The following is an 18,528-nucleotide window of genomic DNA, read 5'->3' on the forward strand; positions in this document are numbered from 1 at the left end:
ACAAATGAACAATAAATGTATTATCTATTCTAAATCAAGTTGCAAGTACCAAATTCACACCTACCGGATACTTCTCTCTTTATAGCCATAAAAAAACAGGTTCAACGCAATGTCGAACCTGTTTTTTAATCTTTTGCTATTTCTTGAGTTCCATAACCATCGCTGTCAAATGACGTATTTGCTCTTCTCGTTGTCCATCTTTTTCTTTTAAGGCTTGTATTTCTGCTTCCTTTTTCTTTTGTACTTGTAACAGCTCCTGCATTATCCGATCTTTTGCCGCATCTTTTTCTTTCAGTGCCTGTATTTCCCGTGCCATTGCAACGCGTGACGTGCTGATACCGTCCGATCCTTTACCCGTTTTGAAGGACAGACCTACATTGACAATGTTTTCACCCCCGAAGGTACCGCCAAGGGAAACAAGGGTGCGTTCATTCGGTCGATAGAACCCGCCAAAAGCGAAGGTGTTGGCACTACGATAATTACTATATCCCACAGCAAAATCCCATTTATCGGCGGGATCGAATTCCTGCGGATGCAAAGCAGCCAGTGCCGCCGCTGATGCCGTACCGCGTTCCAGCTGAGTGCCTAATTCCGAGATAGCTTGCCGGTTCTTTTGGGAAACCGCCTGGAGTTGATCTTCCGTAGCGGCTCTACCTGATACAACATGTTTTTCATCCCACGTCGTATTGGAAAGACCCGTCACCGTGCCATGCCCTTTTTCGCCATTTATCTTCACATCGCCTACAACAACATTTTCCTTATCTTTCGTACCGTCAATCGTCACTTCGCCGGCTTTAATTTTTGTGCCTAAACCAAGGGTATATTTCGTTTTGCCAGCCGTATCCGTCTTTTTATCTACGACAACAATCCCCGTATCATTCCCCTGAATGTCAATATCTGCACCCGTACCGTCTTTACCGTCCTTACCTTTTAACGAGTCAAGAAACTCTTGTTCACTCTTATCTTTATTCGGTTGAGTTCCGTTTTCTTCATGATCTCTCCAAATTTCATAAGCAGACTTTCCGTTTGTTCCATTTTTACCGTCAGTACCATTTGTACCGTTCACACCATCTTTACCTTTTTCGCCGTCTTTACCCGCTTGTCCGCTTTCTCCTTTATCGCCTTTGAAAGCTGGATCCCCTTTAAGACTTTCTTTGTCAAGGGTGATGAGTGTGTATTTCTTACCGTCTTTTTCTACTTGTGTTGCCTTCAACCCGTCACCGAAATCCATACGGAATTCGTTAAGCGGCATACGCCAATTTTCTTTCCCCGGTGTGTATATATTGTTTTCCACTTTTCCGCCGAAGTACATATTCATCGGTAACATAGCCAACGCTTTCAGTTGTGCAACGTTTACCGCATCGGTGTCTTCACTTCCGGCGGCTACTCCGGTAATCTGACGTGTTATGCCATACTCTTCATTTCCTATAGAAAGTGCTCCGCTGTTAGACTTCCATGCAGTTAATATTTTTTTCATTTCTGTAATTGCAGACATGAAATCCGGATGCTCCATTTTCCACTTGTCCAATTTTTCTTTAGCTGCCGCTTTCTCTGCAGATCCGCCTGCGGCTTTTTGGAAAGCTCCAACTAAACTCTTATATTCATCTTTCAAGGGATTTACAACGGATTCAAGCTGATTATATTTTTCTGTTAATCCTACCGATTCCAGTACGTTATCAATTGTGCTGTTATCTCCACCCAAGGAATATCCGATACGTCTGCCTTCTCTATCTGCTACCGAGTATGCTCCCAAAGCAATACCTTTTTTAGCTCTAGCTTTACTATTTACACCGATAGCCGTTCCGTTTTCACTATTTGCCTCTGCAAAAAAACCAACGCTTGTACCCCAAGTTCCACTTGCGGTTGCCTGTGCCCCTATAACGGTAGAAGTAGCACCTATAGCCTTCGCAAAATTACCGATAGCCACTGAATTTTCATTTTGAGCTTCCGCTCTACACGCTATAGCTACAGATGTACTTGCCTGAGCTTTTGCATTTTGCCCAATAGCAATTCCCCAAATTCCGGTAGCTTCCGATTGAACGCCAATCGCTATACCTGACTGGCTTTCCGCCCTTGCCTGCTGACCCAAAGCTATCCCTGATGCACCTTTTGCCTGAGAATTTCCGCCAATAGCGACTCCCCAGCTGCCGCTCGATTCTGCGTTAATACCCATTGCTATATCTGATATATTATTTGCACTTGCTTTATAACCTACTGCCACACCCCAATTACCGGGAGATTTTGCTTGAGCACCTACCGCAATAGAACTTGTTCCTGCTGCTACCGATGAATAACCGGCCGCTATTGCAAAATCTCCTGTTGCTCCGTCATTATCATAATTTGTTCCGGCAGGTCTTCCGCTGTCATCCGCTTTCACGGAAAAATAATGCACGCCACCTTTACCGACTTTTAAATTTAAATTATTAATTGTTTCTGTATTTGTATCTACTTTCTTGTTCAACGCTTTGAGTTGAGCTACGTTGACTGCATCCGTATCTTCACTACCTGCTGCAACTCCGATAATCTGCCGAGTAGCTTTTAGCGCCGAATTTCCCACAGAAACGGCACCGCTACCTGATTTCCATGCAGACTTAAGCATATCTCGTTTTTTTACATCAGCATCATAATCCGGATGTGCTGCTTTCCATGCTTCATATTTTTCGTGTTTTTCTTTCTTCTTTATCGGATTATTTTCATGATTGAAATCATCAACCAATTGATTATGCTCAGTAATCAAAGGGGCTAATTTCTTTACCAACTCGTCATATTCCGTACCGGCTAACCTGTCTTGCAAAGAATTTGCATTCCGATCCGGCGTATATCCCAATACATTCCATTCTCTATCCGCTAAAGAACCGAAACCTAAAGCAATGCCACCACTGGCCGTTACTTTTGAATCATTTCCCAAAGCGACACCACTGCCGCCGGTAACCTCGGCACGACTGCCGACAACTACGCCATGCCATTCTCTATCCCCCGATGCCTTGGCATTCTGACCGATAACTATACTGCCGCCATGGTGTTCCGATACTGCATCCTGACCGATAACTATACTTTGCTGGCCTGCCGCACGAGCTCCTTTACCGATTGCCATGGTTTCCATCCCCGTAGCACCGTCGTTAGCTGAATTATCTGATGAAATATTCGCCGTTGGCAAATTCTCCGTCTTCGGATTGACAGAGAAATATTTAATCCCGCCTTTTTCTACTTTTGTAGTGAGATTTGTAATACTCTTTATATTATTTTCAATCTTACTATTGGCCGCCTTAAGCTGCGCCACGTTTACCGCATCGGTATCTTCACTTCCGGCGGCTACTCCCGTAATCTGACGGGTTATGCCTTTTTCCACGTCACCGACCGATACGGCTTCATAGGTTGACTGCCATGCATTTTCGAAAGCTTTACGAGCTTTTACATTTTTAAGAAAATCAGGATGTGCCGCTTTCCATTTTTCTATTTCTTGTTTAGCTTTTTCCTTTTCAGGAGAATCTTTTGCGGCATTTTTAAAAGTCATAACTAATGCATTATATGCACTAACATCTTCATCCTTAATTTTCATTTTTAATTCGTCAAAACGTGCCTTGTTGCCCGGTGCTTCCAAAGCCTTGGTCAGTGTAGAATTATCCGCACCAAAAACATATCCGACAGCTCCGCTTCCTCTATCGGCAGTCGACTTGTTTCCTAATGCTACACCGCCGTTCTTGCCTACCGTAGCTTCGGAACCTATAGCTACTCCACCGTAATTATTTACTTTCGATTGGAAACCTATCGCCACACTGCCGACAGTATTTGCTTTCGCATATGCTCCTGATGCCATAGCTCCATAAGCGGTTGCTATCGAATTGTACCCTAAAGCTGTACCGTATGCTCCGGTAACAGTAGAGTAAAATCCCAATGCCGTACCTTGACTTGCTCCCACAGTGGAATGATTGCCTACTGCCGTAGCGAATTGTACGCTCTTATTCAAGTCCGCAATAATCAAGTATCTTAGTACAGCCTCTTGATTATGACCGTCCAACCCTTGTAACTGATTCTTGAATTGTTCCTTATATTTTGCAATTTTCGGATCGTTTTTCTTTATCAAATCACTAATATAATAGCCGGGTATGTTATTGTCATTTCCTTTTTCTTCGTTATACTTCGTATAGGTATCTCTGAATGTAGTGTCACCTATATATGATCGTTGTCCCAAAGCAAGCGATGCCTGTCCCAAAGCATAACTGTTTGTACCCATAGAAGTACTGCTAACGGCAGATAACGATTGATATCCTACCGCTGTGGAACCGTTCTGGATAGCCATGGCGTTATTTCCTAACGCTGTTGTACCCATATCCATCGCTTTTGCCTGATTACCGAAAGCGGAGGATTCCTCTCCTAATGCAGCGGCTTGATTGCCTACCGCATTGGAGTTAAGACCATAGCTGTATACCATGGTACCTAATGCCAAAGAATCTTGTCCCAAAGCTTTAACACTCCAACCTAAAGCCAACGTATTTTTATCTGCCGCTTCCGCAAATGCACCGATTGCAACGCTATTTTCTCCATAGGCGCCGTCATTTTTCGAATTGTCGCTACCTTTTGCCGGTTTCGTCCGTTTGTTATTATCCGGATTGACCGAGAAATAATGCACGCTGCCGCTGGCATCTTTCAACTTTGTTTCCAGGCCTTGTAGCTGACGCAAATTGACCGCATCCGTAGCTTCTGTTCCGTCAGCCACATTAATAAGTTGTCGCAGGAATGTTTTATTCCCGACAGATACAGCCCCCAACGTATTTTGATTGGTTAATTCAAATTCACTGAACGGGGCTTTTTCAGTTACTGTCCCGCGATCGGCTTCAGAAAATGCGCCCAAAGCCACGCCCCCCGTAGCCGTAGCGGTTGCCCCAAATCCCAAAGCCGTCACGTGATGACGAGCATCTTTTGATAGCGCCATATGCCAGCCCAATTTTTGTAGTACCGATTCCCATTGGGATACTCGCGTTTTGAAGGTCGCAAAATCAGGAATCCCTATCTTTTTGAAATACGAACTATATTCAGCAAATATTTGCTGCCCCATCCGTTCGCTGCGTTCTGTCACACTCTCATTCGGCTGCGTCTCCCCAAAAATATTAGGATAGGCTTTTTGTAATTGCTCAAAATAAGGTTGATATTCATATTTATTCCTACTTATATACTTTTGTATATCCGGTGAACCTGCCACTGCCATTGTACCGATAGCTACACTGCCTTGCCCCATCGCAACCGCACCGGCGCCAAAAGCGTTCCCCATATCTCCTGACCAAGCATCGGCACCGATAGCATTAGCATAACCGGCAAAATTCTCTCCGTATTTAATAGGAAATGTCGTAGCCCCCGTCCCCATAGCAATAGAGTTTTCACCGAACGCCGACGGTTGATATCCTACAACAACAGAATTCGTACCGAAGTTATTCCCTTGCTGACCTAAGGTTGCGGCCGCATCCCTTGTATATTGATGATTACCGCCATATACAGCTCGTCCTTGTATAGAGTTACTATCAACGGCATGATTATCACCACCGATAACTTGTGTATACGTAGAATATAAGCGGATATATTGGTCCCAAGCACTAATATTGTTAAAGACTTGATTAAGTGAGTTTTTTTCTTCTTCTGTCAACGCTCCTGCGTTGTTTGCCAATAGTTTTTCCCATGCACTTTTTTGTAATTCCTCCGGTGATGCCGCCGTAACTTGTGCTGTCATAGACGCCGTATGCACATACCCGCCTGTTAAAGCCATCACAGCAAGCAGTATAGCTACTTTTTTCCCGATTCGTTTCATAATGACCTCCTTATATGTATCCCAACCACAAAACTCATTCGAACATCGATTTATTTTTATTCTCTGTATAACCTGAAAATTACATGAGTTGTACCTGATTTTTTTACATTTTAGCTATATCATTACAATGATAAATATATTTTATCGTCAAGAAAATTGTATAAATACTTTATTTTACTATAACCTAATTTGGTTTTCTTTGTCAACCAAATTGTACTAATTAACACCATACTAATCACCCATTACATATAAGCATTCCCCCACTAATGAACGGTAAAACAAAAACCCATTCCTCCCTCTATCTCCTAGAGAAAGGAATGGGTTTCATATACATGATCTTATTTCAAGCGTGCCTCCAAGGCAGCCAATCGTTGTTCCAATTGTGCAATACGATCATTAGCTGCTTCATTTTGTTTCCGCATCACTTCATTTTTACGTTGTAATTCCTGAATTTCTTTTGCCATAGCCATGCGTAACGTGCTGATATGATTCAAATTGCCCTTACCGACTTTAAAACTCAGCCCTACATTCATCGCATCGGCACCGGAACCGATCGTGCCGCCGACACTGACCATGGAACTTTCACTCGGACGATAATACGCTCCCAACGCATACGCCTGATAATGCCCGTACGTGCCGTACGAAGCGGCTACATTCCATTTCGCATCGGGATCGAAATCCAGCGGATGCAAAGCTGCCAAAGCGGCCGAACCTGCCGCCGCCGCTCCGACTTTTCCGTCCGTTGCGGCCGCCGCTTCCCGCATCATCCGATACACCTGACCGCCGTTAACCGCATCCCGACTTTGGGCGGCAATACGTCCGTCAGCCACGCCTAAAATCTTATGATCGCCATTATGCAGGCCGTCATTTTTCAAGGATACAGTATTTTCTTTACCGTCTTTTTTGGTAGTAATCGTAATACCGGCAGCGGTCGTTTCAGTCTTATTGCCGTCTTTATCCGTAACCGTCGTTCCCAGGTCATTGATGACGGTGCTTGTGGTTTCTTCTTTATCACCATTTTGAACGGTCTTAGTAAACGTAGCACTTTCCAAACCGGTGAGATTCTTGTCCAACGCAACCGTATAGTCTTTGCCGCCGGCCGTATTCGATCCTTCTGTAACGACTATATTCGTTCCTTTTGTCACCGTCGTTTGTTTCGCCGATCCGCTTACTACCTTTTCCACAGCTGCTTTCAACTGGTCTTCCGTAGCGGCACGACCGCTGACAATGTTCGCGCCGTCCCATGTCGTATTGGAAAGTCCCGTAATCGTACTCTTGCCGTCTTTACCATTATCGGCGGACGCCTCTCCATTGATGGTTACATTTCCGGCTTTTATTGTATTTCCCAATCCCACCGTATACGTAGTAACACCTGTTTTGTTATCCTTCTCCGATTTTACCGTAATACCTGTATCACCACCTTTAATATCTACTTTCGAGCCGGCATTGTCGGCAACATCCTTAATTTTTGCCGCCACACGCTTCAATTGTGCTACGTTCACCGCATCTGTATCTTCCGTACCGGCTGCAACTCCCGTAATCTGGCGAGTTATCCCCTTTTCCACATCGCCGACCGATACGGCGGCAGCTGTCGATTTCCAGGTATACAAGCTGTTATTAATAGCGGTTTGTGATTCTTCGTATGCCTTTTGTTTCTCCGTTAAAGTTGTTTTTAATTTATTTAATTCGTGTTTCAGCTGAGTCTTCTTATCCGCATTTTCACCGGCAATACACATCTTACCGCATACTTTTTCGATAGCCTCAACTTCTTGCTGTTTGGCGTCAACAGCTTGCTTCGCTTGCTCATAAGCGGCTTTAGCGGCAGTATATTTTTCTGCCAACGGTTTAAGTGCCGCACTGTTGCCAAGGGCTGCCGCCGCGCCCGCTTCGTCAAGGACTTTGCCCGTTGCCACATCGTAACCGAAAGCGCCTTTATCCCGTTTAGCAATAGCACCGCTGCCCAAGGCAACGCCGCCTTCTTTTTGCACATGTGCATTATGACCGATAGCAACGACATCGGCTACGGTCGTTTCTTTTTCCGCATCTTGCGAACCGAGCAATACGCCGTGTTTGACCTTGGTCACTTTTTGCTTGTCACCCATGACCACGGTGGATTCGCTGTCGGTTGCCGTATTTTCAGAACCGATCATGGTTACGTGCGTGCCGTTCGTTACTGTATTTTTGTAGCCATCTATCATATTAAATTCGCTGACTTTATTTTCCGTACCGGTCACGGTATTATTGACGCCGACCAATTGTGAATGACGTACATAATCCGCTACGTTTCCGCCGCCGATAGCCAGGACGGCACCGCCGGAGTTGGAATCTTTAATCGACTTTTGTAATGTCGTTACCGTATCTTCCCATGTATTCAATGTCGTAAGACCACTGGGAGCGCTAATCGTAGTAACGGAATTGGTAATCTTATTTCCGGCACCGTACACCAAGGTACCGTTGGCGTTTTCTACCGTATTTGCCACACCGACAATACTGTTGGCAATACCGGATGAACCGCTATGTCCTTTGGAACGGATACTGTTCAACGAACCAACCACATTGGCGCCGAAGTTTTGCGGTCCGTATGTCACGCTATTAAATCTGCCCTCACCGGTAAAACCGCCGGTAATCACCGAATAGGCACCGTACATATTGGCAAAGGCGCCCTTGTTGTATGTATTCGTACCGATAGTCGTCATGCCGACAATATTCGACTCACTATCATTCGTCTTGTCAGTAATGTCGATACCGCCCATTTTGTATCCGACAAAGGTATGTGCACCGATTTGAATACTTCCCGTACGGGCATACGTATTCGTACCGATAGCGATACCGCCGGGAACTTTATCCGCATTTTTCGGCAACGTATTTCCGCTACCCAAAAATCCGGGTTTATCAAAATTATCCGGCGTAAAGCTCAAGCCCCGTTCCTGTTTACCGCTGCCGTTCAAAACCTTCGCATTCTTTCCGATAGCGATACTCGCCAAATCCAGCCCGTTCGTCGTAATTAAGGTATTATCACCGATGGCGACACTGCCTTCACCGTCAGTATTACCGCCGCTGCCTAAAATTTGTGCATTTCTGCCGATAGACACGGTACCGCCTTTAGCTGCCAATGCTTTTTCGCCGATAGCTACGGCACCTTTACCCTTGGCACCGTCATTTTTGTAATTGGAATCGTTGTCTTGGCTCTCGCCTTTCACCGAAATATAGTGAACGGCACCCTTCGTTACCATATTTGCAACCGCTTTCAATTGTGCCACGTTCACCGCATCATGATCCATAATACCGCCTGCCACATTGACAATGCGACGATAATTGGCTTTTACCTCCGTCGTATCTCCTACTTTATAGGCCGGATTCCCTACCGATACAATACCGGCCGCCGCTTTTACTTCTTCATTCGTATACAATGCCTTTCCGTCCATTGCTTCTTTCGCAATGGAATTGGCACCGATAGCTACACTGTTTTCATCATAAGCCAGAGCATTACTGCCTAACGCGGTTGATCCCTTTTTAAAGGCAATACTTTTGGCCCCCAATGCCGTAGCAAATTCATCCCGTGTATCCGCCCAATGACCGACAGATGTCGTTTCCTGTCCGTATGTACGGGCTTGTTTCCCTAAAGCAGTACTGTGATGCCCTCTTGCCACCGCCGCTACACCCACTGCGGTACTGTTCGTATCATGCGCTTCCGCCGCCGCCCCGATGGCCACATTTTGATAACCGAATGCACCGGCACGCATACCGATAGCCAACGAATTTTCTTGTGCTGTTTTGTTATGCACCGCCGGATTTGTATCATCATCTGTCGGTTGGAACGGCATAACAGGCTTCCACTCATCTCCGGGTTTCGGCATAGCCGTCCCTTTATGTTCCTCCGTAACAGGCCCTACATACGCCCCGTCACCGATTGCAATGCCCCGTGCAGCCGTATCCACCACACTACTGTTCGTACCGACAGCTATCCCGCGCTTGGCGGAAGAACCGGCATTCGTACCGATACTGAGAGCATATTGTCCCGATGCACTTGCCTGCGACCCGAAAGATATGCCATCCTCACCGGATACATTCGCATTCGTACCGATACCGATTCCTCTAGTATTCGTTACTTTTGCCTGCACACCCAGAGCCAGACCCTGTGCAGCCTCCACCTTTGTAGCATAGCCGATAGCCATACCCAATTGTGCCGTATTTTTAGCATCTACGCCAATTGCCATACCCCAACCGCCGGCAGAATTTGCTCCACTACCGATGGCAATGTCACTCGAATCGGTACTTTTTGCCTTTTCGCCGATGGCAATGCCTCCATTTTGCTTTGCCCCGTCATTTTTATAATTGGAATCATTGTCTTGGCTCGTGCCTTTCACCGACACATAATGAACACCGTTCTTTGCCAACTCCTGCAAAACCGCATTATATACAACTTGTTGATCTGGCGTTAATGTCGTTGCCGCCGGCGGTTCGGCCGCATACACGGTGCTTGATACCATCAATGGTAATGCCATCACCAAGGCAGCCACAAGGCGGACTTTTGTGTTATTAAGTCGCCGTTCTGCTTTATACGTGAGCGTATTCGTTCGATTTGTTACATCATGTTTCATTGCTTTCACTCCTTTATATGTATCTTTTTTCTCAGCATGCTATAGTATTTTTCGTATTATATAATAGTATTTTTCGTATTATATAATAGTATTTTTCATATTATATATTATCATATTTTTTATTAATAACATAGTCCTTACTTTTTATTTACCTTGTCAGTCTTCTTTTTTCGTGATACAATTCACATAGAGTGGGATGTAGGCTGAATGGTAACATCGGTACGATCATCATCCTATCATACAATTTAGCATCGCTTGGATCTCATGACCGGGACGAATCAAAAACGATATTCTGATAATCTAGTAATTAGGAGTTATTATGCGTTTAGGAATTATAGGCACCGGTAATGTCGGTGCCTCTTTTTTATTGGCGTTGCGGCCCATTCTTTCTTCTATCGGAATTGTCGCTTCGCATGCGAAAAAAACTAATTTACAAGCTCGGCAATGGCATGTCACGCCCTATACGTTAGAAACGATTGCCGCCGCTTCGGATGTGCTATTGCTTACAGTCCGTGATGACGTGCTACCAACGTTAGCAGAACAAATCAGTCATCATCTTGATGGGCATAACCCTATCGTCTTGCATTGTAGTGGTGCCTTGGATACAACCGTGTTGCAGGCAGTCCAACAAAAAAGCTGCCCCATCGGCTCGTTACATCCATTACAAACGGTGTGTCGACCGCAAGCGCAAATTTGGCAAGGTGTATATTTCGCAATTGACGGCATGCCCTTAGCACAACAAGCAGCACGTACCTTAGTCCAATGGCTCGGTGGCCATTCGTTCACGCTGACTGCGGCCGCTCGCCCTACTTATCATGCGGCGGCGTGCCTTGCGTCCAACTATATCGTCACCATCTATACACTGGCACAACAGTTACTCGCACCGCTCTTATCCACGGGCGATGCGGCGACCGCCCTTGCCCCCTTACTCAACGGGACGGTACAACATCTCTGTCAAGCCACAACTAGTCGAACCGCTTTAACAGGACCCATTGCACGTGGTGACATCCATACGCTAACGAAACATCTCCACGCATTACCGCCGGAATATATTGATCTGTATATCTCCTTGGGCATACCCACAGCGGCGTTGGCTTTACAAAATAAAACTATTTCAAGCGAACAATATCAGGCGATATTATCCATTTTCCGCAATGTGAAAGGAGCTAATCATGCAAAAAATAACACATCTGACCATTCGTAAACAAAAACAAGAAAAGAAACCCATTACCATGATCACCGCTTATGACGTACTCATGGCAAAAAATGTCGATGAAGCTGGCATTGATATGATTTTAGTCGGCGATTCTTTAGGTAATGTCGTCATGGGTTATGATTCTACTTTGCCCGTTACCTTAGACGACATGATCCATCATACGGCATGTGTCGTCCGTGGCACCAAACACGCCCTTGTTGTCGGTGATCTCCCCTTTATGAGCTATCAAGAAAGCCCTCTCCAGGCCTTACGCAGTGCCGGTCGCATGATGAAAGAAGCACGCTGTGATGCAGTCAAGTTTGAAGGCGGACAACACGTATGCGATGCCGTGTACAAAATCACCCAAAGCGGTATTCCCGTTGTCGGTCACCTTGGCCTAACGCCGCAATCAGTACATCAATTAGGCGGTTTTCGCGTGCAAGGTAAGGACGAAAAAACCGCCCAAACCTTGCTCGATGACGCCCTCGCTCTTGAGGCGGCCGGGGCCTTCGCTATCGTCCTCGAATGCGTGCCAACAACCGTTGCCACTACTATCACTAATGCACTAACTACGGCTGCTACCATCGGTATCGGTGCCGGTAACGGTTGTGACGGGCAAGTCCTCGTATGCACGGACCTCCTCGGTATGACAACGGGTTTTCGCCCGTCCTTTGTCAAGCCCTATGCGGACTTGCATCATGTCATTACGACAGCCGTACAAGCATACATTCACGATGTTACTGAACGCACCTTCCCTGATGACGAACATAGTTTCACATAATGCAGCAACAAGCGGTTACAGCAACGCAGGTAAAACAAACGCACCTTATCTATGCTAAAAAATTAAACGCTCGAAAAAAGCAACTCGTCCTATGGGCGGGTTGCTTTTTCGTTCTTCACACCTCTCGCTGTCTATGGTTTGTTCGCAGCGAAATAGTGTTGAATATAACAAGTCATCTTATCTATCGTTTGTTGCTCTGTTTTCGTATTACAGATACAAGCATCGCCATATTGGCGATATAACTCATATCGTTCTTTATATAAGGTTCGTAATCTTGTCTTACTTCCTTGTAATAACGGTCTATTTTCTCCTTGCAACGTCCGCATCAGTTGATATAACGGACGATATAGCCACAGAATATGCCCTGCTCGTTGCAATAAGGTCATATTCTGTGCTCGTAAGACAACGCCACCACCAGTTGCCACAAGGGTGTGTTCATAAGTAGACACCTGTTGACACGCCTTGCTTTCCCAATCACGAAAATAGGTTTCTCCCCGGGCAAATAAAGAGGGAATGTCATGGTGGCTATGTTGCTCAATCCATTCATCTAAATCAACAAAGGAAAGTTCCGTTTGTTGTGCCACTAAACGGCCCAATGTCGTTTTCCCAACGCCAGGCATGCCGATTAAAATGATATTATGTTTCACCATTAATTTGCTCCATCTGCTTGACAAGGTATTGAATATACGCGGTATGCCACGTTCGTTTTTGCCAGATTTCTTCTGCCCGTAGGGCCTGTGCAACTAACATGTACATACCGTTAATCGTTTGTTTTCCCTGTTGGCGTGCCTGCTGTAAAAGCCGTGTTTCTTGCGGACGATAAATAATATCGATAACGACATCACCCGTTCCTACCGGCAAAGTCATGAGTGGACTTGCCTCTATCTGTGGATACATACCGACCGGCGTGGCATTGACGAGAATATCGCAAGTAGGCCGGGCATATAGTTCCGCATAGGATTCAATATGTCCACCCCATTTTTCTGCATATAGGCAATCTGCTTTTTTTTGCAATGGTTGTCGCGAGATAAGACGGATATTTTTTGCCCCTTGTGCATGTAACAGGGCAACGATTGCTCGGGATGCACCGCCTGTTCCCAAGACGACACAGGTTTTGCCGGAAATATTCACCCCATGTGCCTGTAATGCCAGGTGAAAACCGTCATAATCGGTATTATATCCATACCGCTTTCCCGCTGCGAAAACAATGGTATTGACGGCACCAATAGTTTGTGCGGCCGGCGAAAGCTGATCTAAAAAAGGGATGACCTCCGTCTTATAGGGAATCGTCACATTGATACCTGCAAAACCCGCTGCTTCTATCTGCTGTAAAAGCACGTCCATATCGGTTGTGGCATAAGCAAGTAAGGTGTATGTATCATTTGTCCCCAGGTCATCAAATATATGTTGATGAATCTGTGGCGATAGGCTATGGGTATTATTTCCTAATAAGCCGAATTTCATATGTGCCCTCCTCTTATCCCCTCACTATCTTCCCATAGGTCTAGTAAACTCCACGCCAAAGCGGCTTCTAAAACAGGAACAACGCGAGGTACTATACACGGATCATGTCGTCCTCGTATCGCCAGGGTAATGTTCTTTTCGGCGTGTACATCAATCGTTTCTTGCACTTTGCCAATAGAAGGGGTTGCTTTGATTGCAACTTGGCAAATAAGAGGCATACCATTGGTAATACCGCCGTTAATGCCTCCATTATGATTGGTCCGCGTATATACAGTGCCATTTTCATAGTAGAATGAATCGTTGCTTGCAGATCCCTTCATCGTCGCCAAAGCAAATCCACTACCAAAGGAAACCCCCTTCACCGCGGGAATGGAAAAGAAGAAATGACTAAGAACGCTTTCGACACTGTCAAAAAAAGGAGTTCCTAGACCGGCGGGAAGACCGCTTGCCATTAGTTCGACTATCCCTCCTAAGGAATCGCCCTCGGCTTTCACATTACCTATGGCTTCTTCTATGCGTGGTCGTAGTGTACTATCTAGTAAGGGCAATGCTTGCGTTGTCAAGGTACGCAAGGTATCTTTGCTTTCACCGAGAGCTGAAAAGGGACGATCGCTAATGTTCCCCACTTGTAAAATGTGACCTCCCATATATACACCACGGCGTTGTAAGATTTGCTTAGCAATGGCACCGGCAAAGACGAGCGGTGCCGTTAAACGTCCCGAAAAATGCCCTCCGCCACGATAATCGTGGCAACCGTGATAGCGTATATATGCGGTATAATCTGCGTGACCGGGACGAACTACACCAGCTTGATAGTCCTGTCCTTGACAATCTTCATTGTAAATGCGTATACAAAGAGGTGTGCCTGTCGTCTTGTCTTGAAAATATCCGCTTTCAATCGTATAGGCGTCTGTTTCTTGGCGAGAAGTCGTCCATGGACCTTGTCCCGGCCGACGCCGTGCCATTTCACGTTGCACGGCTGCCCAGTCAATCGTTTCGCCTGGTGGCAACCCATCCAATACAGCCCCAATGGAAGGGCCATGTGATTCGCCAAAAAGGGTTAAACGCACACGCGTGCCAATGGTATTCATATGGTTTCCTCCTGTGTTAATAGACCTCCTACTTTCTGTATGTCCTGCCAAAAACAGGGATATGATTTAACAACGGCTTGGGCGTCTTCAATTTGTAACGCGTGCTGACAAAAAGGTGCTAATATGGCCAACGCCATGACAATGCGATGGTCACGACTACCCGATACCGTTCCGCCGCGGAGCGGTGTCGGACCGACAATACATAACTGATCGGCTCGTTCCGTCACCGTTGCACCTAATGTTTGCAAGGCCGTTGCCATGGCATGAAGACGATCGCTTTCTTTGTATCGCAATCGTGCCGCATGATAAAGTCGCGTAACGCCTGTCGCTTGTGTGCCTACGGCAGCTAATACGGGAAATAAATCGGGACAACCCGAAACATCTATGTCTATCCCCTGTAAATTCGATTGCCTAGCCGTAAGTTTATCCCCTTCCCAACCTACGTGTCCGCCCATTTGTTGTAAAAGGGCAAGTATCTGTCGATCGCCTTGCAAGGAGTTGCGATTTAACCCACTGCAAGTAAGGGTGCCACGCAAAACGCCCGCAGCCAACCAAAAGGCAGCTTGTGAATAATCTCCTTCAACGTGATAGGTACCAGCCCGATAGGTTTGACCGCCGCGAATGAAATAGGCAGCATTTTCTTTCGCTTGAATCGCTACGCCGTGTTCTCGCAAGCACGCACATGTCAAATTAACGTAACCGGCCGATTCAAGCGGCGTTGTACTTATAACCGTGGAACTTTCTTTTAGCAGCGGCAAGACGAATAATAAGCCCGAAAAAAATTGAGAACTAATGTCCCCTCGTAAAGCCATAGTTCCTGCCGTCCAATGACCTTGTACCGTAAGAGGGAATGTGTGTTCACTTTGTTGCCAATATATTCCTTGTTGCATACATAAGGCTTGATAAGGAGCCAATGAGCGTTGTGTCAATCGTCCTCGCCCCGTAAATAAAACTTGATTATCACTATATATAGCTAGAGGTAATAGCAATCGCAACGTTGAGGCCGATTCACGGGCATCACATACTATCGGGTGGGAATAGGACTGCATACCGCCCTGTACCGAATAGGTGTATCTATGAGGACGCACTTCCGCCTGTCGTTGGATGTCTACGCCCAAACTGCGTAAAACTTCAATGGTTGCTTCGATATCATCGGACGGTGTTATTCCCTTAATATAACTAGTATCCCGACTTAACGCAGCAGCAATCAAGTGCCGGTGCCCCATACTTTTCGAGGAAGGCACATCAATTTCACCTTGCCACCGTGCTGCCATAATTTGTAATTTCATATTGCCGTTCCTTTCAAATAAATTCCCACCGCGGAAAATAAAACAGGATATAATACGGCTTGTCCCATACGAGAAAGAACGACCAACGTGATCTTGTCACCTCGTCTTTTTTTATCTTGTTGCAAAAAAGGTGTCATTTTCTCCCACGGAATATCCGTGGTGATGGGCAAATGATATTGTTGTAACAGTTGTCGTAAGCGTTCGGTTACGCCTGCTTCGGTGAGGTGCAAGGTTTCTGTCTGTGCTGTCAAAAGGGACATGCCAATGGCAACGCTTTCGCCATGCGTATAGCACTGAAATTGACCTGCTCCTTCCACTGCATGACCAAGGGTATGACCAAAATTCAATAGTTGTCGTTCCCCTCGGTCGTAGGCATCATGTTGTACAATTTCCCCTTTTATTCGACAGCAAGTCGCAATAATCTCTTCCCAATGAGAATAAATACGTTGTTCATCTAAGGCCTCAAGCTGTGTAATTAAGCGTTCTTCACGAATACAACCGTATTTAATGACTTCCCCCATGCCATCACGAATAAACCGCTTCGGTAAAGTACGTAATAAGTCGGGATCAATCCATACACCATGAGGTTGATAAAAGGAGCCAACTTGATTTTTCCTGCCACATACATTAATCGCAACTTTTCCCCCAATACTGCTGTCAACCTGTGCTATAATCGTCGTTGGTATCTGGATAAAGGGAATTCCCCGTAAATAGGTAGAAGCAACAAAACCGCCTAAATCTCCCGTCACACCACCGCCTAAGGTAAGGATGCAATCTTGCCTTGTAATACCCGCATCCATGCATTGACGATAAATATCCATCGCCATATGCATGGATTTGCTTTGTTCTCCCGCTGGAAAAACAATCGGTTGTACGACTAAGCCCATGTTGTTAATACTACGTTCCAACCGTTTCCCATACCGGGCATACACATTCTGATCACTAATAATAACAACCGTCTTAGGTGCTAAGGACGTAGGAAAATAGTTTTCTACCTTATCGAGGATTCCCCTTTCAATATGAATGGAATATGTACGTTGCTCCGTTTTAATTGGAATCTCTATCATATGTGCCTCCTCTATCATCTATTGGCTATATTTCACGTCCTACTAACGGTGCTAACTGACGTAAATCATCAACTAACTGGCCAAAGGTTTCAGGTGTAATCGATTCTTCGCCATCGCACCATGCTTCTTCCGGCCGGGGATGTACTTCTACCATAATACCATCGGCACCACATGCAATAGCTGCCTTGGCTAAGGCCGGTACCATCCATCTTTTCCCTGAAGCATGGCTAGGATCAACAATAATAGGCAAATGACTTTGCCGTTTTACCGCTAGCACCGCACTGAGGTCTAAGGTATTACGCGTATACGTTTCGTACGTACGAATCCCCCGTTCGCACAATATCACATGCGGATTTCCCGCAGCCATAATATATTCTGCCGCCATAAACCATTCTTCAATAGTCGCACAAAGTCCTCGTTTTAAAAGTACAGGTACCTGTGTTTTGCCTACGGCCTGCAAGAGGTCAAAATTCTGCATATTTCTCGCACCAATTTGAATTATATCCACTTTTTTTTCCAAAAAGATATCAATCATATGCGGTGCCATGATTTCCGTTACAACGGGTAAATGGGCTGCCCTTGCCGTACGACATAACATATCAAGGCCTTTTTCTTTCAATCCTTGAAAAGAATAGGGCGATGTCCGTGGCTTAAAGGCCCCACCACGCATAACCGTTGCCCCTAACGTTGCCATTTTTGTTGCCAAATACTGCATTTGTTCCATTGTTTCTACGGAACATGGACCAGCCATTATAGCGAGTTTTTTACCGCCAATGGTACTACCATTTTTCAACGTAATAATCGTATCATCTGCATGAAAAGCACGGGCCGCTTGTGTATAAGGAACTTCTAGTGGAATAACTTGCTCAACGCAAGAAAATTGTTGCCACTGTTCGTAATTTCTTTGTTTTGTATTCCCCATAACGCGAAGCACCATTTTTGGTTTTTCTTCAATGCGTTCTATTTGTAACCCTTGTATTTGCAATGTATCTGTTAATCGTTTTATCTCCAATAAAGAACTACTTGATTTTATGATGATTATCATATTCCCTCCCCCTTATAACAAATGGTAAAGCAGACTCCTATGAGCCTGCTTTACCATTATTATAAGGTTTTTACCATAAACCATACTTGTATATCATCGGCTTAAAATGGATATAGCTATATCTGCTGTAACAACCTTATATTTTCATCCTATCAGTACATTCAAAAATAGAATTATATGCAATGCCCTGATATT

Annotated in this window: 10 protein-coding genes; 2 read left to right on the forward strand and 8 right to left on the reverse strand. The window is 45.4% G+C overall.

What is annotated here, in order from left to right:
• Window positions 1-136: 136 nt before the first annotated feature.
• Both HMPREF1040_RS08385 and HMPREF1040_RS07325 read right to left on the reverse strand, forming a co-directional pair.
• A complete protein-coding gene (locus tag HMPREF1040_RS08385) occupies window positions 137-5,800 on the reverse strand; it encodes a YadA-like family protein (protein WP_007393303.1) in 5,664 nt (1,887 codons plus the stop codon).
• A 338-nt stretch (window positions 5,801-6,138) separates the two neighbouring features.
• Complete coding sequence (locus tag HMPREF1040_RS07325; RefSeq protein ID WP_007393340.1) at window positions 6,139-10,401, reverse strand: YadA-like family protein; 4,263 nt, start codon at window positions 10,399-10,401, stop codon at window positions 6,139-6,141.
• A 319-nt stretch (window positions 10,402-10,720) separates the two neighbouring features.
• On the opposite strand from HMPREF1040_RS07325, the gene HMPREF1040_RS07330 reads away from it, so the two are divergent.
• Together HMPREF1040_RS07330 and panB are read left to right on the forward strand one after the other, a co-directional pair.
• Window positions 10,721-11,605: a Rossmann-like and DUF2520 domain-containing protein gene (locus HMPREF1040_RS07330; RefSeq protein ID WP_007393362.1), complete on the forward strand. Its 885-nt coding sequence runs from the start codon at window positions 10,721-10,723 to the stop codon at window positions 11,603-11,605.
• Window positions 11,574-12,377 carry a 3-methyl-2-oxobutanoate hydroxymethyltransferase gene (gene panB / locus HMPREF1040_RS07335; RefSeq protein WP_007393312.1) on the forward strand — a complete coding sequence of 268 codons (804 nt, stop codon included), beginning with the start codon at window positions 11,574-11,576 and terminating at the stop codon, window positions 12,375-12,377. The genes HMPREF1040_RS07330 and panB overlap by 32 nt, the downstream gene beginning before the upstream one ends.
• Before the next feature lie 131 nt (window positions 12,378-12,508).
• On the opposite strand, the gene HMPREF1040_RS07340 is transcribed toward panB, so the two are convergent.
• From HMPREF1040_RS07340 to aroF, 6 genes are read right to left on the reverse strand one after another with little or no spacing between them, the layout of a single operon-like run.
• Complete coding sequence (locus HMPREF1040_RS07340; protein ID WP_036257971.1) at window positions 12,509-13,027, reverse strand: shikimate kinase; 519 nt, start codon at window positions 13,025-13,027, stop codon at window positions 12,509-12,511.
• Window positions 13,014-13,841, reverse strand: a complete 828-nt coding sequence (locus tag HMPREF1040_RS07345) for a shikimate dehydrogenase (protein WP_007393298.1) — start codon at window positions 13,839-13,841, stop codon at window positions 13,014-13,016. Before HMPREF1040_RS07345 ends, HMPREF1040_RS07340 begins: the two co-directional genes overlap by 14 nt.
• Complete coding sequence (gene aroC, locus HMPREF1040_RS07350; RefSeq protein WP_007393295.1) at window positions 13,838-14,932, reverse strand: chorismate synthase; 1,095 nt, start codon at window positions 14,930-14,932, stop codon at window positions 13,838-13,840. Before aroC ends, HMPREF1040_RS07345 begins: the two co-directional genes overlap by 4 nt.
• Window positions 14,929-16,221 (reverse strand): 3-phosphoshikimate 1-carboxyvinyltransferase, encoded by a 1,293-nt coding sequence (aroA, locus tag HMPREF1040_RS07355; protein WP_007393292.1) that lies wholly within the window; start codon window positions 16,219-16,221, stop codon window positions 14,929-14,931. The genes aroC and aroA overlap by 4 nt, the downstream gene beginning before the upstream one ends.
• Window positions 16,218-17,288 (reverse strand): 3-dehydroquinate synthase, encoded by a 1,071-nt coding sequence (gene aroB, locus HMPREF1040_RS07360; protein WP_007393349.1) that lies wholly within the window; start codon window positions 17,286-17,288, stop codon window positions 16,218-16,220. Before aroB ends, aroA begins: the two co-directional genes overlap by 4 nt.
• A gap of 25 nt (window positions 17,289-17,313) precedes the next feature.
• A complete protein-coding gene (aroF, locus tag HMPREF1040_RS07365) occupies window positions 17,314-18,333 on the reverse strand; it encodes a 3-deoxy-7-phosphoheptulonate synthase (protein ID WP_007393294.1) in 1,020 nt (339 codons plus the stop codon).
• Window positions 18,334-18,528: the final 195 nt, after the last annotated feature.

Origin of the sequence: Megasphaera sp. UPII 135-E (genome assembly GCF_000221545.1) — a bacterium.
GTDB classification, from domain to species: Bacteria; Bacillota; Negativicutes; order Veillonellales; family Megasphaeraceae; genus Megasphaera; species Megasphaera hutchinsoni.